The organism is Xanthobacter sp. AM11, assembly GCF_047444035.1.
GTDB lineage: Bacteria > Pseudomonadota > Alphaproteobacteria > Rhizobiales > Xanthobacteraceae > Xanthobacter.
Map to the genome: position 1 here is coordinate 17,709 of NZ_JBLAOA010000002.1, position 17,002 is coordinate 34,710.

Genomic DNA, 17,002 nt, shown 5'->3' on the forward strand with positions numbered 1-17,002 from the left:
AAGCTCCTTCGTCTCGTTGACGAAGGCGGATCACCGAGCGTTGGAGGGACGGGTCAGGATCGTGAAGCGACCGGCGGGGTCAGCGCGTGGGGAGCCGATTTCGTTGTCGCGCGGCGGTGGCAAAATTGGGGGCACCGCGCGTCCTTGACGCGGCCTGACTGCCGGTATGATGGATGGCGATGAGAGAAAGATGGCCTGGTACAACATTGCGGCTGCGTCCATTTCGCGCCGCGAAAGCGCCGTGTAACCCGCGACTGCTCAGCTCTCGGGGAAGTCGCCCGGCCAGATCTGTGCACCAGGAAGGACGCACAGAATGCGCACGAATGTCGTCGTCACGGTATAGGCAGCGATATAGGGCGTGCCGGGAATAACGAGCTCCCGCGTTCCCGGGACACGGCCGGGCCTCCCGCTTTCAGGAAACTCCAAGAGGCGATGGGCCGCGGCCGAAATCCGCTCGTCGACGGCGATGGCGGCCTTCGGACTATCAGCTTCGATATGGGTGAAGATGCCGTCGCGATCGGTGAGGGCAACGGCGGACCAGACGAGCCTCATCAGCCTGCGGACCCGGCCTTACGCCGGGCCGTGGCGCGTCGGGCCGCGAAATGCGCCTCCGCTTCTTCATCCGGAACATCGGGCCGGGTATCCTCGATCGCCTGCAGGACCTTGGCCCGGAACCATGCATCATGCGCTTCGCTGTTGGTGACCAGCTCAAGCGGAAGGGTACCTTCATTGGCCGTTCGGGTCAGCAGGATGCGAACTGCGTCTGAGACGGTCAGGCCCATGCTCTCGAGCACTGCAGACGCCCGGTCCCTGACATCGGCATCGATGCGGGTCTGGACCAGTGCATTGGCAGTCATGTCGATCTCCCTGTCTGACACCTGTAGTGTAATGCATTTGCATGACGATGACCAGCGCGACGTCGAATATCATACGCTCCCCGAGGAGCACTCGCCGAACTCCTCGCCAGCCAGTGAGCACTATGCCGCTGCCTCCTGCACCGTCTCGGCCTGTAGCTGCAGGCCATGCAGAAAGGTGACGGCACGCTGCGCATGGGCGGCGGCCGAGAAGATCGCCCGCTTGTCGTTGGCAAGGACCGTCAGCCAGCTTCCGAGATAGGTGGCGTGGTCGGGCCTGGGCTCCAGCTCCGGAACGATGCCGAGATCGGCACAGAGAAACGCCGAGCCGATTTCGGCCACCAGCTCTTCGCGCGCCCTCTCGCTGCGATCCTTCGCGTAGCGGCTGAGATCGCGGCCGACGCGGCGCGGGTCAGCCGTCCAGTGCACCGATTCATGGCTGAGGACCGCCACGTACGAAGCCGCGTCGCGAAACGTCTCGAACGGCGGCATCTGGATGTGGTCGGTCGACGGCGAATAGAATGCCGCCGAGCCACCGTGGCGGATCACGGCGCCGGTATGCGCAAAGAACCAATCGGCATGCTCGATCCGCGCCATCGGATCGAGAACGGGCGGCGGCGGGAGATAGAAATTTGCCGGCAGACCCTCGATCTGGTCGACGTTGAAGACGCGGTAGGTCTTCAGGAACGGGATGTCCCGCTCCACCTCCCCGCCGTGCGCGTCCGTTTCGGTTTTCGTGAAACGGCTGGCGTAGATGACGATCGAGCCGGATTCGCCCTTGCGAACATGGCCGCCGAGCTCCGCCGCCTGCTTGAAGGTCATCCAGGTCGGCGAGGCGAAGCCCCGCGCCATGGCCTCCGACCACAGCAGCAGCACGTTCATGCCGGAATATGGCGCTCCGGTATGACGCAACGGGCGGGTGATGCGGCCGGTCGCATTCGCCGCGCTCCATGGCTGGATCCACGGTCGCACGCCCTTTTCGAGATCGGCGACAATCCGCTCGGTAATCCTGGCGTAGATGTCGCCGCGCTCGCCAATCTCTTTCCTGCTCATTTTCCTGAACCTCCGCACTGGAGGCCGCGCCGATCGCGGCCCCGTCACGGGGTCCGGTTGCCGGGGGAACAGGCGAGACCGCGCACCCGGAGGCGCCCGACCGCGGGGCGAGGCGCGACGGGCCGCAACGAAGTGGAGGACGGCGAAGCCGTTGCGCTGACCGCCGGCCCCGGCAGGACCTCCTTCCGGGACGGGACGCGCACGGCGCGCTCTCCTCCCATTTCTTTTCCTTCCGCGATCGACTGAGGTTTGGTTTCGACATGCGAAAAGGCCGGCGCCTGGAGAGGCCGGCTTGGTCTCGTGCGAGCGATGAGAAGGGCGGAGCCAAGGCTCCGCCCGGGCGGCTCAACCGAGAGCCGCCATCTGGAGCTCGGCCGCCTTGCGGTCGACGCTCTGGCCGGCATTCTCGAGCGGCCGCTCGAAGGGCTTCCAGCGCTCGCCGACGACCTGCTCATAGGCCGCGTCGGCGCCCTCCGCCGCCATGCGGAGCACGTGGGCCTGGAGCCCCATGTCGGCGGCGAATTCGCGCTTGCGCTGTGCAGCGCTCGAGAAGCCGACCGGGCCGTCGAGATCCTCGTCGCGGGCGTCATTGGCGAGCTTGGCGGTGGCGTCGCGGGCTTCGGTAACGGCGCGGGAATAGAACTGGCCGGCTCCGTGGGCCGATCCGACATAGGCACCGACGATGCGCTGGAGATGGATCTGCATCGCCCGTTCGCTAAGCCCTTCGCCAAGGCTCTCGGCCGTCTCCATGATCAGTCGCAGGTGGAGCTCCCGGATTCCGTCGCTGTCGGGGACCGGAAGCCCGAAGCTTTCGCAGATGAGGAAGGTCTGGTGGGCGTCGGGGCAAGCCAGCCGAACCATCTCGAGCGTGGTGCCCTTGCGGAGTTGGACAACGCGGGCGGACTGGCGGGGAGCGCGAGCGGTCTTGGTCATGTGAACTTCCTTTCCTGCGGTTTCTCCCTCGGGCTAGGATCGGCCCTTGCCGGTCTTTCCTTCGGGTGCGGTCGAGAGAAATCGGCGATAGGTGGACGTTTCAGGGTCCGGAGACGGCGAGGCGAGCGAAGCGGGCCTGCGGACAAGCGGGGCTTTCAGCCCTCGCGCGGGACGCGGGCCCGCTTTGCCGAGCCTGACGGGGTCCGGCCGCCACGCGGCGCGGAACGCGGCCTTGAAGCGGCCGGCCGCCGGTTTACGACCGCAGCAAAACCCGAGGGGAGGACCGGCAAGGGACCTGTGCCCAGGCTTCGAAAGTGACATGGGAAGGCCGACATGACCTGCCGCCGCGGACCTGCTTTCCCCGTCGGCCACGACAAGGCGCAGGCGGAGAGATCGACCGGCGGGCCCGCGCGCAGCGCCTCACATCCCGAACGTCACGGCGGTTCACAGCAGCGATTTGGAGAGAGCCACGCCGCTATCGTCGAGGCGGACGACAAATGGCGAATGCGAGAAAACGCGAGGATCCGCTTGCTGCCGAGGAATTGTCGGCGGGAGATAGCCAGCAGCTTGGCCTAGGCGGCGTCGGTTGCCCTCGCCCACACGTCTGGCCGCCACTGCCGGATGACGTCCTCGATTTCGGTCCGATAGGCTTCGGGATACTCCGCCACAGGTCGGCCGGCGACATAGGCGAAGACGGTCGCCATGTCATGGGCGATGGCATTATCGACGGCGAAGAGGTCGGCGATGTCGAACCCGCCGAGGTCGATTGCATTCCACCAGGCGAGGACGAAGCCGGCGACACGGCGCGACTGCCCGGTGTCGCTGCGGGCGATGGTGAAGAGCCGCTCGAACCCGGCGCGCGTCGTCTCGTCCATGATGGTACTCCTATGACGAGCCAAGGTTAGCGCAAGCGCGATCCACTTGCACCTCAACGCCGCCCCCGCGACCTTCCGCTGGCGAGCTTCCACGAGAGCGCCTCGATCTCGCCGCGGCGCTCAAAGGCCAGTTGATCGACATGCTCGCGGAAGAGCCGCCCATCCGCCGGCGTCCATCCGGCCCGACGACGGCTCGACGGTCGGGCTTTTGCCTTTGCGGTGTTGGTTTTCCGTTCGGCGCGGTGCTTGATCTGGCGTTCGATGCGAGCAAGCTGGCGACGGGCCTCGGAGCAGGCGGCTCGTGTTCGTGCGAGCGGCGCCGGTCTGCCCGAGGTATTCATGACGAACTCTCCCGGGCGCGGCGCCGCGAATACGCCGCCGGCCACGCCGGAAGCGGGGTGGTGTCTGGCGCATAGGAGGCGGGCAACGCGACCGAAGCGATCGAGGATGCGAGATCCTCGCCGGCATCCTGCTGCATGGCATCGCTCAGGATGCCATGGAGTGCCGCGCAGATTTCGGCGCGCGGCTCCGGCCCTGCCTCGACCAGCAGATGAACGGCCACCATATAAGTCGTCATGGCCGGCCCTCCCTGCGGAGCAGCGGGTGTGCCGACGGCGAGCGGATCGACAGCAGGACAGCCTGCTTCCAGGCGTCAGTGCCGGAATAGTGCCGGCGCCGTTTGGGGTGCCGGACGACGAGGAGACTTGCCTCGTCATCATGGGCGGCCTTCCAGCCGAAGGCGGAAGCGATGATTTTCCAGGGCATCGCTGCCTCCTATCGCGTCCAGCCGAGGAAGCTCGACGGGCCGGAATAAATCCGATGGCGATTCTTATCGATGACGAAGCCGAACGGGCCACTTCGGTACTGTGATGACGGGATGAGGAAGCGGCGCTCCTCGGTGCCGGGGCCACGTCGGCCGCCCATCGTGGCGACGACTTCGACCATGCCTTTCTCGCGGTTCGAGGTGATCGCCGACACCACGATCCAGTCGCCGGCGTGCTGTTGTTCGAAGGACCGGCGATCCTTCTCGCGGGACTCTCCTGGGGCGAGGATGATCCCGAAGATCGTCTCCCATGCCTCCGGCCAGCTGTCCTTGACCGTCTGCTCGGCGCAGCGCCGCTCGAAGGCGGTGAACAGGTGCGGGAAGGTGATGGCGACGATCGCCCAGGCTTCATCTTCCTCGTACCAGCCGCCCTCGGCGCGAAGCATGGGATGGACCATGCGGTTGCGCGTTGCCGAGAGGTGAATGCCTCCATGGCCGGCCGTGGAATGGAAGACGACATCCTCGGCATAGAGGGTCGCGCCCTGCGACCGTCCCCAGGGCGTGCTGGCGGTCGCGCGGATCTCGCAGCGGCGGAGCGCGCGCTTCTCGCGCTGATGCTCGGCGTTTTCCATGACCTTGGCGCGGAAGGCCACCTCATTGGCGAGCTCGCCGGAATGACTGTGGAAATCGGCGCGCGTCCATTGCTCCATGGGACGGCCGATGCGCCAGCCACTCGCGAGATAGAAACGCCCGTCGCGCGAGGGCAGCATGGCGAACGCGGTGTCCGCGACCCGGGCGACGGCAAAGCCGTCCGCGCTGTGGCCGAACGCCACCTCCGGAAATCCGCTGGCGGGGTCGGCAGCTTCGTTCGGAGATGCCAGCATGGTCATGCGACGATCCTCCCCTCGACGACGTCGGCGCCGACCTCGTCGGCGGTGACCTCCTCGAACACGGCGCGCGGATAACCATGACGCGAGAGCCATTCTTCGGCAGCCTGCCGATGCGCAGCGAGATGGACGAGCACAGCGCCGCGGCCGGCGCGGTCGAAGATTCGCACCGAGCCGATGGCCGGGCGCTCGAGGATCGTGAAGTGCAGCTTCGAGTCGAGCGAGAACGTCCGGTGGACGCGAATCGCGATGACGCCGCCAGCGCCATAGTCCGCCTCGTGCAGGGTGAAGCTGGCGGACAGGCCGACGCTGCCGATGCCGCGTTCCCCCTGCTTCTGGATCAGGCGGCCCTTGCTGTTGTGGGTCTGCCAGGCGGACAGCTTCCTGGTGAAGCGCTCGGGCGGCCGCGGCGTTCCATCGGACCAGGCGACGAGGGAGCCGATCGGCGCGTTGTCGTAGATCGTGTGCGCGGACATCATGTCCTCCGTGATTGCGCAGGAGTGGAAACGAAAGCGCCGCCGGCAGAGCCGGCGGCGGGATGGGATTCGCAGTGCGAAAATGTGCGCCGGCTATTCGGCCGCGACGCCGTAGGCCTCGCCGTCGAGCGCGTCGGCCGGCTCCGCGGCGTCCGGCTCGGCCGACCCCTCGTCGAGATCGTCGTCCTCGCTCGCCTCGTGCTTCACCAGCCAGCTCGCGAGCTTCATCGCGTCGGGCGCGAACAGCGCCAACGGATGAACGAACCGCTCCGCCTTGAAGTGCTCGACGAGAGCGGCGCGGGTGTCCTTCACCTTCTGGCGCGGCAGGACCGGGGTGTCCTTGCACGAGCCTTCGAGCGCGGCGCGGGACAGGCACGAGAGGAATTCGTCCGTGCCCATGTTCGGGAGGAAGCCGTCGGCGCCGATGGCGTCGCCGGCGAGCCGCGCGACGATGCCGGTGTCGGTGCGGTTCTCCCGGCACGACAGCACATCGATGAGGACGCCGCGGGCCGCCTGCTGCAGCGTCTCGCGGTCGAACGCGAGCTTGCCCTCATTGCCGACCAGCCGTGCGGCATGGCGATCCATCCGGGCATAACCGTAGACGTCGCCGGAGGCGCCGGACGCGATGGAGATGTTTCGGCCAGCGAACGCGAGCACGAGCAGCGCCAGCAGCGTGTCGTCTTCGATCGGGGCGCGGGCGAGCGCTTCATGCAGCGCATCGGTCCGGAAGTCGCCGATCATCTCGATGCCCTTGCGGGTCACGTCCGGACGCGGCCTGGATACGACGACGCCATCTTCGCCAGCCGCGCCACCGACCTCCTCGCCCTTGGCCTTGGCCTTTTTCGGCTCGGGGAGACGATAGTGCACGGTCTGCACCTTGCCCTCGCGATCAAGATACATGGCAGCGTGGTCCGACTTGCCGGGCCGGCCGTAGACCTGCTCGGCTTTGGGGGGCAACTTCGCGCGGCCCCAGGTGTCGGCCTCGACGATGACACTGCGCTTGGGCAGGTGGTTCGCCATCCATTCCTGCTGGGCGCCGAGGAAGGCCTCGACGTCCGTCGTGTAGCGGCTGTCCTCGTCGGCCGAGGCGAACAGGTCCTCGACCCAGGCGATGCCGTAGGCCTTGGCGAGATCGTCGTCGAAGCTCGCATCCTTCGCGTACATCCGGGTCTTTTCCAGGCCGTTCGCCACGCTGTACCAGGCGACCTGCGGGTCGGCCTTGGACGGCTTGTGCTTCTTCCAGACCTCGCGCTGCTCGTCGGGCGAGGCTGCCGCAATGGTGCGCAACTGCTTCTCGTTGGGCATGTCGCCCTTCGTCATCTGGTCGAGCATGGCCGGCAGGACATTGGCGAGGAGGCGCAGCTTCTTGATCTGGCGAACCGGCAAGGCAAGCGCGACGCCGATCGCCTCCTCGGTCCAGCCGAGCGCGACGAGGCGCTCGATGGCGCGCCACTGGTCGACGGGGTTCAGCGCCTCGCGGGCGATGTTCTCCACCATGGACCGCATCGCGCCATTGTCGTTGGCGGCGTCGTCGACGAGGACGTCGATCTCTTCGAGGCCGGCGGCGATCGCCTGGCGCACGCGACGGTGGCCGGCAGTGATGATGTAGCCGTTGCCTCCGCTGGTCTCGGGGGCGATGACAGGCGGCTGGACGATGCCGACCGCCTTTATGGTGGCGAGCAACAGGGCGTCGGCCTGTGGCGTGGACTTCGTCAGGCGCATGCGGTCGGGGTTTTCCTTCAGCGCGCGCGGATCGACTTTCATGAGATGCATGGGGAAGCTCCTTGTGGGGATGTTGGACGCCGCCCTTCGCGGGTCCTTCCTTCGTCTTCTTTTTGAAGACCTCCCCCGGCCCGCGGAGCGGACGGGCCGGTGCAACTGCGGCCGAGCATCCCTGCCCGGCCGGCCAAGCGGGGCGTCAAGCCCTGCGCCGGACGCCGTGGCCGGGATCGCGCGGGCTGCGGTTGAGCTTCAGCGTCGCCGGTTCGGCCGATCGGCGAACCGGATTTTTCCTGAATGGCCCTCCTTTCCTCCTCATAACGCACCTTGAATGCCGGCCATAGTGGCGCTATATTGCGTCAGATGTAGCGTCATTCGGACAATAGGAGGCTCGCATGGGGTTGGCGCAATATGCGGATAACGGCTTCCTCGCTCCCCGGAAGATCGCGGTTGCGTTTCGAACCACCAGCGAGGAAGTCGCCCGCACGGCCGGGCTCGGCAAGGATGCCGTCCAGCGCAAGGACCGCGTCCGGTCGGACAAGACCCAACGCCGGCTGCGCGAGATGGTCGAGGTGATCAACAAGGTCGAGCCGCGCTTCGGCTCCACCTTGATGGCCTATGCTTGGTACCGGTCGGAGCCCCTGCCCGGCTTCTCCGGCCAGACGGCCATGCAGCTCGTGCGCAATGGTCGCGTGGATGACGTGCTCGATTATGTCGACGCGGTCGACGCCGGCGTGCACGCCTGACGACGTGCAATATCGGGGAAAGCTCTATCGAGCGCTGAATCCGGTCTATGCGCGCGAGCCACTGTCCGGGCGGGGTGCCGAACTCTATGGCGGACGGTTCAACCCGAAGGGCCTGCCCGCACTCTATGGGTCATTATCAGTGATGACCGCGCTGCGCGAAGCCAATCAGGTCGGCAATCTCCAGCCGACCACGCTCGTCTGCTACGACGCGGAGATCGATGGCATATTCGATTGCCGGGATGATGAGGCGCTCGCGGCAAAGGGAATGGACCCCGCGGCACTCGCCGACAGCACATGGCGCGACCAGATGAAGGCGAGCGGGGAAGCGCGGACGCAGACCTTTGCCCGGCGACTTATTGCCGGCGGCTATAACGGCTTGCTCGTCAGGAGCTTCGCAGCCGGCGCGACGGCCGAAGATTTGAACCTCGTGCTCTGGAGATGGGGCGACGGGGCTCCATCTCGTCTCGTATTGATCGATGATGAGAATCGCTTGTCGCCAGAGCGCTCCTAAGCAGCGATCAGATCGCGGGGACTCTCGACGTCGTTCGCAAGATCGGCCTCGATCTCGGCGAGCTGCGTGCACTTCATCTCCAGCTCGTCGGTGAAGGCGAATGCGCCGCCCGCGCGCGCCTGGTAGGAAGCGAGGCGGCGGCGGGCATCGCTCAGTCGCTGCCGATATCCTTCCTGTTCTTCCTCGAAACCCGACAGCGCGTGCTCGAGCCGAGCGACGGCGCCGAGCGGCGTGACCGTAACAGGCAGATCGATCTCGAAGTCTGCGCCGGTCCGCAGCAGCATTGTGGTGTAGTGGAAGCCGTCACGTCCGACCCGCTCGCCGGAGAATTCGAGATCGAATCCGCCGAGCGAGGCGATAACGACCTCCTCCTGCTGGAGTTGGACAAGCGTCAGGATCTCCTTCATCAGAGCGCGACCGGCGCTCTTGCGCTCGGCGTGGCGTTTCCCGGTCACGGCCATGGCGAAAGCATCGCCGGCAGTTGGCACAAGCCGCTCGATGTCTTGCCCAATCTCGGCCATGCGCCGGGTCGCATGCTCGATCTCACGCTCGGCATCGCGGATCTGGCGGCGAATGGCATGCTGGTCATCGACATGGGCGGCACGCAGGCGATCGAGCCGGGCGATCTCGGCCTCCAGCCCAGCCTTCTGCATCAGGCGCTGATCGCCACTGGCAATGGCCTTCGCCATGGCGAACTGCGATGCCTGCCCTTCGCCCATGTCTTCCAGCCTGCGGATCGAGGTGTCGCCGGAAAGCGCGGCGGTGATGAAGCGAGCCTTGCGCTCGTTGTTCTGCCACATCGTGGCGTCGAGCGACCCGAGCGTTGCGTACGCAAAGATGTCCACGACGTCATGCTGATTGCCTTGCCTGACGATCCTGCCTTCACGTTGCTCAATCTGTGACGGCAGCCACGGCACATCGAGGTGATGCAGCGCCTTCAGCCTCAGCTGCGCGTTGACTCCGGTCCCCATGGTTTCCGAGCTGCCGAGAAGGAAGCGGACCTTACCGGCCCGGACATCGCCGAACAGGCGCTGCTTCGCATCAGAGCGTTTGAAATCCTGAATGAAGGCGATCTCGGCAGCGGGCACTCCCATGCGGACCAGTTCGTCGCGGATCCAGCGATAAGCTGAAAAGCCGCGGGTCTTCTCGACATTGAGCGTGCCCAGATCGGAAAAGATCATCTGTGCGGCGCCAGTCAGATCGTAAGGCTTCCCATCGCCGCGGACATAGGTGATTTTCGCCGTTTCCCGCCAGATGCGGAAGGCGTTCGCGACGAGCTGATTCAGCTTGTTGCCGGGCTCGTTGTCATAGGCGGGACCGACCAGCCGAAGATCGATCGCGGCATGGCGCCCGTCGGTGATGACGGAGAGCAGGATGTCGTCACCGGGCTCGGGCGGACGGTCGCGTTGCTCTATGGCGGTGATGCGGACCTCGAGCTGGCGCTGATAGGCCTTGAACGCCGCGCTCGGCGGCGCGGTGATGATCTGGCGCTTGCCGCCTGAGATCTCCGGCACCTTCACGGACTCGCGCAGGTCCGCCGGCATCACCACGTCGGCGAAGGAGCGGAACATGGCGATCAGCTCGGCGACATTCACGAACTGCGCGAAGCGCGTGACCGGCTTGTATTTGCCCGACGGCTGGAGCTCGAGCTCGGTGGATGCGTCGCCGAAGGTCGAGGCCCATGCGTCGAACTCGTGCAGCCCGCGCTCACGCAGCGCCGCGTGGCCGAGTAGCCTCTGCACGGTGAACATCTCGCCAAGCGTGTTTGTGATCGGCGTGCCGGAGGCGAGCACGAGCGCCCTGCCCGGGTTTTTCGTCTCGATGAAGCGGGCTTTGACGAACAGGTCCCAGGCCCGCTGCGAGCCGTTCGGATCGATGCCTTTCAGCGTCGACATGTTGGTGGCGAAGGAGAGCTTGCGGAACTCTTGCGCTTCATCAACGATGATCTGGTCGACACCGATCTCGGAGATGGTGAGAAGGTCATCCTTCCGCGTTGAGAGCGCCTCCAGCCGTTCCTTCAGGCCTTCCTTCAATCGCTCGAGGCGTTTGCGCGAGACGCGATCGTCGCTCTCGACCTTGGTCAGCAGTTCCTCGTAGAGTTCCAGCTCATCCTGGATCATTTGGCTCTCGAACGCCGACGGCACGCCGATGAAGCGGAAGGCGCTGTGGGTGATGATGATCGCGTCCCACGTCGCCGTCGCCGCGCGCGACAGGAAGCGGTGCCGCTTGTCCTTGGTGAAGTTGGTCTCGTCGGCGACGAGGATACGGGCATTCGGATAGAGAGCGAGAAACTCCCTCGCGGCCTGCGCCAGGCAATGGCCGGGAACGACGAGCATGGCCTTGGCGATCAGCCCGAGCCGGCGCTGCTCCATGATCGCGGCGGCGATCGACATGGTTTTCCCGGCGCCGACGGCGTGGGCGACATAGGTGCTGCCGGAGGAGATGATGCGCCAGATGACCCGCTTCTGGTGCCCATACAGCGAAAAGGCGCCAGAGGCGCCCGGAAGCTGGAGATGATCGCCGTTGAAGGCGCGAGGCGCGATATTGTTGAAGCGGTCATTGTAGACCCGCGCCAGCCGGTCGGTCCGGTCGGCGTCGCTCCAGATCCACTTCTGGAACGCGGCCTTGATCTTGGTGAGCTTTTCCTTGGCGGCTTCCGTGTCGACGACATTGAGCACGCGGCGCTCGCTTTCGCCGTCCTTCACGATGTCGAAGATCTGTGGCACCGAGGAGTTCAGCGCATCCGAAAGGAGCTGGCCGGCGTGACGCCGGTCGGTGCCCCACTCCGACGTGCCGGCCGCCATATAGCCGAGCTGCCGCGCCTCGACGGTCCAGGATGCCAGCTCCGGCATGTGGTGGATCTTGATCTCGACGCCCATCGTTTCCCTGACGAAGGCGACGATATCGGCGGCCGGGATCCACGGCGCGCCGAGACGCGCGGTGATGTCGGAGGGCCGAAGGTCGGCCGGCTGCACGGCCTGCAGTGCGGTGACATTGCGCAGATACGCAGGATCGAGCCCAGCTGCGGCCTGCGCGGAGACGAGCTTCGAGCGGACGGCCCCCGAGAGATAGGCGTCGGCGGTCTGCCAGGAGCCATCGGCCGGGTCGCGGAAGATGCCGTTGCCGAGCTCGGCGATGACAGCCTCGACATCCCGGTGCAGCAGCTCGGCAATGTGGTCGGGATCGACATGGCCGCGCTCGTTGAGCACCACGGCGAGCGCATCGGCCGGCGAGGTGATGATCGGCGCCGGCGGCGGCGCGATGACCCGCTCGGTGAAGATCGGGCCGGGCTTGGCCGTGTTGCTCTCAAGGTCGTAGTCCTCGATCGACGCGACCAGCCAGCAATCGGGATCGTCGAGGAAGGGCTGGATGTTCGGGCGGCGGTGCGTCTCACGCACGTCGCCGGTCTCCTCATCCTCGCTGGTCGAGACGACAGTGGTGTTGATCGGGCCGAAGTCGCGCACGAAGTTCGACCAGGCGATGCGCAGCTTCACCTGTGCCGGCTTCCACGGCTTGTCGAACTCCTGGGCCTTCAGCACCTCGCGGACCGCGTCGCGGATCGGGATCAGCTTGCGGAGAATGCGGACGTGCTTTTCCGGAATCCCGTTGCCGCTGCGCCCCTTGCGCACATGGATCGCGACCGGCGCGCCGTCGACGACCTGCATGAGGCCATGCCGGCTGTCGACGAAGTAGCTGCCCTCCCGCGCTCGGGACGCGCCGGGCAGGTCGGCGGTCGGGCTCGGCTCCTCAAGATCCGCCGAGATCGGCTCCGGGTCACCGTCATAGATGTCTTCCGGAAGGAAGGTGAGCGTGGCCGCAAGCGCGGCATCGAGATCCTCGCCGTCGCGTGCGCTGCATGTATAGGTCTCGCCGAAGGGGCCCGAGGTCAGGCCATGCGCTCCCAGCACCATGCCGGGATGGCGCGCGAACCAGCGGTTGATCCGGATCGCCGCCTCGTCATCCGTCGCGGGCCGGACCTCCTCGAGGTCAAGCCAGGACAGGTCGCCCTCCGGCTGGCCGTCCCGCCGCCGGCGGAAGAACAGGATATCGACTTGCGTCTCGGTGCCGGCGTCTGCCCGGAAACTGCCCTCGGGCAGGCGCACCGCGCCGACGAGATCGGCCATGGTCGCGATATGCGCGCGGGCCGAGCTGTCCGCCTTGTCCATCGTGTCGTGCGAGGTGACGAAGGCGGCAAGCGCTCCCGGCTTCAGCCGGCTGATCGCCTTGGCGATGAAGTAGTCGTGCAGCCGCAGGCCGAGTGAGCGGAAAGCCCGATCCGAGCGCACGGTGCGGTCGGAGAAGGGCGGATTGCCGATCGCCAGATCGAAATGTGCCGGCAGGTCGACGCGGGCGAAGTCGCCAGCGATGATCCGGGCGCGCGGCTGGAGGAGCCGGACAATCCGAGCTGTGACGGGATCGAGCTCGACGCCCGTGACATGCGACGACGCCCGCAGTCCGTCCGGCATCAGGGCGGGAAACAGCCCCGTGCCGATGCCCGGCTCCAGCACCCGGCCACCGCGCCAGCCGAGACGCAGTACGCCAGCCCAGATGGCGCGGACGATATATTCGGGCGTGAAGTGCGCATACTGCGTGCAGCGTGCGAGCGAGGCGTAGTCCGCGCTGCTCACGGCTTCCTCCAGCCCGGCTCCGAGCGTCTCCCAGCCCTTCCGGAACCCGCCCTCGCCGGGCCGGCGAAACATGCCATTGGCGAGATCGGACGCGCCGAAGCCGGTGAACTTGATCAGCGCCGACTGCTCCTCCGGTGTGGCCGAGCGCTGCGCCTGTTCGATTTCGGCCGAGAGGCGTATGGCGACGAGATTGTCGCGGGCGCGATCCTTCCACGAACGGGCAAGCTGGCGGGTGCCGGCGAGATAAAAGTTCTCACCCCTCTCGGCAGGGCGCGCGACGGATCGCCGTTCAGCCGCAGCCATCGGCGCGGCCGGCGCCGGCGTCGTGGGCGGAGGATCGTCGTCGTTCGGTCCCTCGGTAAAGCTTGCCGCGAATGCGGTGACGTCGAGGCCGAGGCCGGACGACAGCGCGGTGTTCCCGAACAGGTCTAGGGTGAAGGGATCGTCTTGCGCCATTGTGGCGGTCTCCTGTGATGAGGGCGCGCGCCATCGGCCCCGCCGGAAGCCGGCGAAGCTGAGACGCGTTCGGTTGTCGGGAAAGGTGGGCGAGGCCCGCCCGCCGGTTCAGCGGCGGATCAGGCCGAGCGACAGGCTGGTGTCGGTCGTCACGATCGTCAGGTGCGTGGCGGCGGGGACGGCGGCCATCAGCCGCTCGAGCTCGACGGCGTCGAGGAATTCGATCCCGTCATCCCCGCCGAAGTGCTGGCGCTTGTAGTGCCAGTAGTCGGGATTGGTCTTCGGATCGCACTCCTCGGCGTAGCAGACGAGGGCGCGCTGCCCCTCGGCGAGCTTGCCATTCGAGAGGAGGTAGACCCCTTCATCGCCGACGAGCCACAGGCCGGGCTGTTCGTCCTTGCCAAGGGAGAGACCGTAATGGGGATTGCGATGGCCGCCATTGGCCGCGGCGTCGGATCGTCCGCGCGCAATGACGGCGCGGACCTCCGGCAGAGGGAAGGTGAACATGAACGCCACCTCACGCCGCGATCGCGTCGGGCAGGTAGCGCAAATGCACCGGCAGCTTGGCGGAGATCTGTACCTCGGTCAGACTGTCGAGCAAGATCAGGCTGGTGCCTTGCCGTCCGCCATAGAACAGCACGGTGCGCTTGCCGCGATCGGCCTCCGGCCAGCGATCGCCGGCATAGCCGCGATAATCGTCATGCGTCGAGCTCCAGATGTGCTCGAGACGCTCGGTTCGCGTCATCGCCTTCACTGGCCGCGATTCCCGGTCGATGATCGCGGCATGCATCCGCTCGGAAGAACCCTTGTCGGCGAGATCGCAATAGCCGTGGAAGTGGCGGAGGTTCCCGTCGATCATCAGCGCGAAGAAGACGCTGGTGACGCTGCCGGTCAGGAATTCGCGCATCGCGAACATGTCGCCGCGCATCCACAGCGGCGGCAGGATCTCAAACATATAGTCGTGGTCGATCCGGTCGATCTCAAACCATTCGCCGGCATAGAGCGCGCTCGCCTGATCCTCCCAGCGATTGGGCCGCTGCGCATGACGGTCGAACATCTGGAACATCTGGCGCCGGTCGGGGACGCCTTGAAACACCTTGCGGATAGGGGTGGAGAGGGTCATGTCGGGGCTCCTTCAGCCTCGTCGGGCTGGAGCGCGGTGCATCCTCCTGGATCACCATCATCTTCAGCCCTTCAGGACCTCTCCCTGCGGCCGCCTCTCGGTCCGGACGGGTCAAGGGCCGCGCAGCGGGCGAAGCGCCACCCTTGACGCGGACGGCGGGCATGCGGCAGCCAGTCTTCTCCTCTCCTCTTCCTGATTTCCTTCCCTATACGACTGCGCCATATTCAGCTCATAGGCTGTGAGATTATGTGAGTTTATCAGAGCATAGGCTTATCTATTTTCATTGCGAAACAGGTCACAGATTGATATTTGTCCGGACGTTATCAGACTATAATCTGATAGATTTGAAAGGGCTGCGGATGAAAAGCGATGCACGCAGGCGCGCCCGCGTCCGTCTTGACGAAAGGTTGCGTGTCCTGCAGCCGGTCGACCGTTTCCGGCCACCGCCGAAGGGCTGGATCCGGGCCCTTCGAGACGCGCTCGGCATGACCGGCGCGCAGCTCGGCCATCGCATGGGAATCCGGCCGCAGACCGTGGAGGCGATCGAGAAGTCGGAGGCGGCGGGGTCGATCCAGCTCAGCACGCTGCGCCGGGCGGCCGAGGCGCTCGACTGCACGCTCGTCTATGCGCTCGTGCCGAACAGCTCGCTGGACGAGACTGTCGACGCTCGCGCGCGACAGATCGCCATGCGGGACCTGCAGCGCGTCGCCCATACGATGCGGCTGGAAGCGCAGGAGACCAGCGGCAGCGACTTCGAAGCACGCGTGCAGGCCTATATCCGCGACAGGCTTTCGGAGCGCGACCTCTGGAGCGAAGCATGACCGACCTGTTTCAGGAGCCGGAAGATGCGACGCCCCTTGAGCCCGGCGAGCGCGACGGCCTGCTCCAGAGCTGGATCACACATCGCAAGGATCTGAACGAGGCCGAACAGGAGAATATCGTCGCGGGCGCGGCCTGGGCTCGCGGAAGGCGGCGATTGCCCATCGACAGGATGCTCACCGACGACTTCGTGCGGACGCTGCACAAGCGCATGTTCGGCGAGGTCTGGGAGTGGGCAGGAACCTTCCGAAGCACCGAGCGCAACATCGGCATTCAAGCCTATCGTATCGCGGTGGAGCTCACGAACCTCCTGGGCGATGTACGCTATTGGGTGGAGCATGCCACGTTTCCGCCCGACGAGATCGCGATCAGGTTCCACCATCGTCTCGTCGCCATCCATCCGTTCCCGAACGGCAACGGCCGCCATGCGCGCCTGGCAGCCGACCTCCTCGTCGAGAAGCTCGGAAGACAACCGTTCAGCTGGGGCGGCGGCAGCCTCGCCGATGTCGGCGCATTGCGCGCTCGCTATGTGACCGCGCTGCGATCCGCCGACAATCACGATATTGGTCCGCTTCTCGCCTTTGCTCGCGGATGACTTTCGCGGGCGTCGCCGCATCACCAGTCGAAGTGGGGCAACTCGTCGACGATATTGCCATCACGATCGAAAAGTACGTGATCGCAGCCCTGCTTTTGCGACCAGCTCATGACCGCGAACAGCACCTCCGGGATGGCGTCGGCACCCATTCCGCTGTTTTCGTCATGGGCGTAGACGAGCCAGCCATACTCGCCATAACGCCCTCCGAGGCATGGCCATTGCCGGAAGGGCGTAGCGTCGAGGCGCCGAGCGGTCGCCTCCCGGACATGGCCGGTCGAGATCCCGCGCGAAAATCGCATGGAGATGCTCGAGAGCAAGTGTCATTATCCGTTCCGAGAGGCCCCGGATCGCACTACCGGCCAATGCGGCGACGGCCGAAGGCTCCTCCTGCGACGCACCGGCTGACAGCAGATCGGCCATCAGGTCAGCGAAGCCGTGGTACCCACCGAGCCGAACCGCAAAGTCGGCGCCCGAGCGCGACCGCGGCTGGCAGGCATGATCGCTTATGACGCCGGCGATCTCGTCGAGAAGCGCATCCGCCTGCGGATCGTTTCGTGGCGCCGG

General features: G+C 66.1%; 19 protein-coding genes. 4 read left to right on the forward strand and 15 right to left on the reverse strand.

The window, feature by feature from the left end; genetic code table 11:
- Positions 1-258: 258 nt before the first annotated feature.
- The 11 genes from ACI7BZ_RS21035 to ACI7BZ_RS21085 form a co-directional block, all read right to left on the reverse strand.
- Positions 259-552, reverse strand: coding sequence for a type II toxin-antitoxin system RelE/ParE family toxin (locus tag ACI7BZ_RS21035; protein ID WP_394107394.1), 294 nt, complete (start codon positions 550-552; stop codon positions 259-261).
- Positions 552-857, reverse strand: a complete 306-nt coding sequence (locus tag ACI7BZ_RS21040; protein ID WP_282639832.1) for a type II toxin-antitoxin system RelB/DinJ family antitoxin — start codon at positions 855-857, stop codon at positions 552-554. The genes ACI7BZ_RS21035 and ACI7BZ_RS21040 overlap by 1 nt, the downstream gene beginning before the upstream one ends.
- 120 nt (positions 858-977) lie before the next feature.
- A complete protein-coding gene (locus tag ACI7BZ_RS21045; protein WP_394107393.1) occupies positions 978-1,907 on the reverse strand; it encodes an ArdC family protein in 930 nt (309 codons plus the stop codon).
- Between the two features lie 345 nt (positions 1,908-2,252).
- On the reverse strand, positions 2,253-2,840 hold the full coding sequence (locus ACI7BZ_RS21050) for a hypothetical protein (protein ID WP_394107392.1): 588 nt from the start codon (positions 2,838-2,840) through the stop codon (positions 2,253-2,255).
- A gap of 572 nt (positions 2,841-3,412) precedes the next feature.
- Entirely contained in the window at positions 3,413-3,715 is a 303-nt protein-coding gene (locus ACI7BZ_RS21055; RefSeq protein WP_282639835.1) for a DUF7673 family protein, read from the reverse strand.
- Between the two features lie 53 nt (positions 3,716-3,768).
- On the reverse strand, positions 3,769-4,056 hold the full coding sequence (locus tag ACI7BZ_RS21060; protein ID WP_282639836.1) for a hypothetical protein: 288 nt from the start codon (positions 4,054-4,056) through the stop codon (positions 3,769-3,771).
- Complete coding sequence (locus ACI7BZ_RS21065) at positions 4,053-4,292, reverse strand: hypothetical protein (RefSeq protein WP_282639837.1); 240 nt, start codon at positions 4,290-4,292, stop codon at positions 4,053-4,055. The genes ACI7BZ_RS21060 and ACI7BZ_RS21065 overlap by 4 nt, the downstream gene beginning before the upstream one ends.
- Positions 4,289-4,480, reverse strand: coding sequence for a hypothetical protein (locus ACI7BZ_RS21070; RefSeq protein ID WP_414119243.1), 192 nt, complete (start codon positions 4,478-4,480; stop codon positions 4,289-4,291). Before ACI7BZ_RS21070 ends, ACI7BZ_RS21065 begins: the two co-directional genes overlap by 4 nt.
- 9 nt (positions 4,481-4,489) lie before the next feature.
- The gene (locus ACI7BZ_RS21075; RefSeq protein WP_282639839.1) at positions 4,490-5,368 is read right to left on the reverse strand and encodes a DUF7007 domain-containing protein; all 879 of its coding nucleotides are present in this window, start codon (positions 5,366-5,368) and stop codon (positions 4,490-4,492) included.
- Positions 5,365-5,841 (reverse strand): UCP036055 family protein, encoded by a 477-nt coding sequence (locus ACI7BZ_RS21080; RefSeq protein WP_282639840.1) that lies wholly within the window; start codon positions 5,839-5,841, stop codon positions 5,365-5,367. The genes ACI7BZ_RS21075 and ACI7BZ_RS21080 overlap by 4 nt, the downstream gene beginning before the upstream one ends.
- A 93-nt stretch (positions 5,842-5,934) precedes the next feature.
- Positions 5,935-7,614, reverse strand: a complete 1,680-nt coding sequence (locus ACI7BZ_RS21085) for a ParB/RepB/Spo0J family partition protein (protein WP_414119245.1) — start codon at positions 7,612-7,614, stop codon at positions 5,935-5,937.
- Positions 7,615-7,955: 341 nt separating this feature from the next.
- Between ACI7BZ_RS21085 and ACI7BZ_RS21090 the strand changes: the two genes are divergently transcribed.
- Together ACI7BZ_RS21090 and ACI7BZ_RS21095 are read left to right on the forward strand one after the other, a co-directional pair.
- Complete coding sequence (locus ACI7BZ_RS21090) at positions 7,956-8,306, forward strand: antitoxin Xre/MbcA/ParS toxin-binding domain-containing protein (protein WP_282639842.1); 351 nt, start codon at positions 7,956-7,958, stop codon at positions 8,304-8,306.
- Positions 8,307-8,310: 4 nt separating this feature from the next.
- Complete coding sequence (locus ACI7BZ_RS21095; RefSeq protein WP_414119317.1) at positions 8,311-8,817, forward strand: RES family NAD+ phosphorylase; 507 nt, start codon at positions 8,311-8,313, stop codon at positions 8,815-8,817.
- Here ACI7BZ_RS21095 and ACI7BZ_RS21100 read toward each other — a convergent pair.
- From ACI7BZ_RS21100 to ACI7BZ_RS21110, 3 genes are all read right to left on the reverse strand, one after another.
- Positions 8,814-13,901 carry a helicase-like domain-containing protein gene (locus tag ACI7BZ_RS21100; protein ID WP_414119247.1) on the reverse strand — a complete coding sequence of 1,696 codons (5,088 nt, stop codon included), beginning with the start codon at positions 13,899-13,901 and terminating at the stop codon, positions 8,814-8,816. The two genes, ACI7BZ_RS21095 and ACI7BZ_RS21100, sit on opposite strands and share 4 nt — an antisense overlap.
- A gap of 108 nt (positions 13,902-14,009) precedes the next feature.
- Positions 14,010-14,408, reverse strand: a complete 399-nt coding sequence (locus ACI7BZ_RS21105) for a DUF3085 domain-containing protein (RefSeq protein WP_282639847.1) — start codon at positions 14,406-14,408, stop codon at positions 14,010-14,012.
- A gap of 10 nt (positions 14,409-14,418) precedes the next feature.
- The gene (locus ACI7BZ_RS21110; protein WP_282639848.1) at positions 14,419-15,024 is read right to left on the reverse strand and encodes a DUF1419 domain-containing protein; all 606 of its coding nucleotides are present in this window, start codon (positions 15,022-15,024) and stop codon (positions 14,419-14,421) included.
- A 359-nt stretch (positions 15,025-15,383) separates the two neighbouring features.
- Between ACI7BZ_RS21110 and ACI7BZ_RS21115 the strand changes: the two genes are divergently transcribed.
- Together ACI7BZ_RS21115 and ACI7BZ_RS21120 are read left to right on the forward strand one after the other, a co-directional pair.
- Entirely contained in the window at positions 15,384-15,845 is a 462-nt protein-coding gene (locus ACI7BZ_RS21115; RefSeq protein WP_282639849.1) for a mobile mystery protein A, read from the forward strand.
- The gene (locus ACI7BZ_RS21120) at positions 15,842-16,438 is read left to right on the forward strand and encodes a mobile mystery protein B (protein WP_282639850.1); all 597 of its coding nucleotides are present in this window, start codon (positions 15,842-15,844) and stop codon (positions 16,436-16,438) included. Before ACI7BZ_RS21115 ends, ACI7BZ_RS21120 begins: the two co-directional genes overlap by 4 nt.
- 20 nt (positions 16,439-16,458) lie before the next feature.
- On the opposite strand, the gene ACI7BZ_RS21125 is transcribed toward ACI7BZ_RS21120, so the two are convergent.
- Complete coding sequence (locus ACI7BZ_RS21125; RefSeq protein WP_282639851.1) at positions 16,459-16,755, reverse strand: DUF5983 family protein; 297 nt, start codon at positions 16,753-16,755, stop codon at positions 16,459-16,461.
- Positions 16,756-17,002 lie beyond the last annotated feature (247 nt).

Coding starts and splice junctions, on each gene's coding strand:
- ACI7BZ_RS21075 (WP_282639839.1), bottom strand. CDS start 5,368: ATGACCATGCTGGCATCTCCGAACGAAGCTGCCGACCCCGCCAGCGGA.
- ACI7BZ_RS21105 (WP_282639847.1), bottom strand. CDS start 14,408: ATGTTCACCTTCCCTCTGCCGGAGGTCCGCGCCGTCATTGCGCGCGGA.
- ACI7BZ_RS21065 (WP_282639837.1), bottom strand. CDS start 4,292: ATGACGACTTATATGGTGGCCGTTCATCTGCTGGTCGAGGCAGGGCCG.
- ACI7BZ_RS21055 (WP_282639835.1), bottom strand. CDS start 3,715: ATGGACGAGACGACGCGCGCCGGGTTCGAGCGGCTCTTCACCATCGCC.
- ACI7BZ_RS21070 (WP_414119243.1), bottom strand. CDS start 4,480: ATGCCCTGGAAAATCATCGCTTCCGCCTTCGGCTGGAAGGCCGCCCAT.
- ACI7BZ_RS21080 (WP_282639840.1), bottom strand. CDS start 5,841: ATGTCCGCGCACACGATCTACGACAACGCGCCGATCGGCTCCCTCGTC.
- ACI7BZ_RS21060 (WP_282639836.1), bottom strand. CDS start 4,056: ATGAATACCTCGGGCAGACCGGCGCCGCTCGCACGAACACGAGCCGCC.
- ACI7BZ_RS21085 (WP_414119245.1), bottom strand. CDS start 7,614: ATGCATCTCATGAAAGTCGATCCGCGCGCGCTGAAGGAAAACCCCGAC.
- ACI7BZ_RS21050 (WP_394107392.1), bottom strand. CDS start 2,840: ATGACCAAGACCGCTCGCGCTCCCCGCCAGTCCGCCCGCGTTGTCCAA.
- ACI7BZ_RS21040 (WP_282639832.1), bottom strand. CDS start 857: ATGACTGCCAATGCACTGGTCCAGACCCGCATCGATGCCGATGTCAGG.
- ACI7BZ_RS21100 (WP_414119247.1), bottom strand. CDS start 13,901: ATGGCGCAAGACGATCCCTTCACCCTAGACCTGTTCGGGAACACCGCG.
- ACI7BZ_RS21115 (WP_282639849.1), top strand. CDS start 15,384: ATGAAAAGCGATGCACGCAGGCGCGCCCGCGTCCGTCTTGACGAAAGG.
- ACI7BZ_RS21120 (WP_282639850.1), top strand. CDS start 15,842: ATGACCGACCTGTTTCAGGAGCCGGAAGATGCGACGCCCCTTGAGCCC.
- ACI7BZ_RS21110 (WP_282639848.1), bottom strand. CDS start 15,024: ATGACCCTCTCCACCCCTATCCGCAAGGTGTTTCAAGGCGTCCCCGAC.
- ACI7BZ_RS21045 (WP_394107393.1), bottom strand. CDS start 1,907: ATGAGCAGGAAAGAGATTGGCGAGCGCGGCGACATCTACGCCAGGATT.
- ACI7BZ_RS21090 (WP_282639842.1), top strand. CDS start 7,956: ATGGGGTTGGCGCAATATGCGGATAACGGCTTCCTCGCTCCCCGGAAG.
- ACI7BZ_RS21035 (WP_394107394.1), bottom strand. CDS start 552: ATGAGGCTCGTCTGGTCCGCCGTTGCCCTCACCGATCGCGACGGCATC.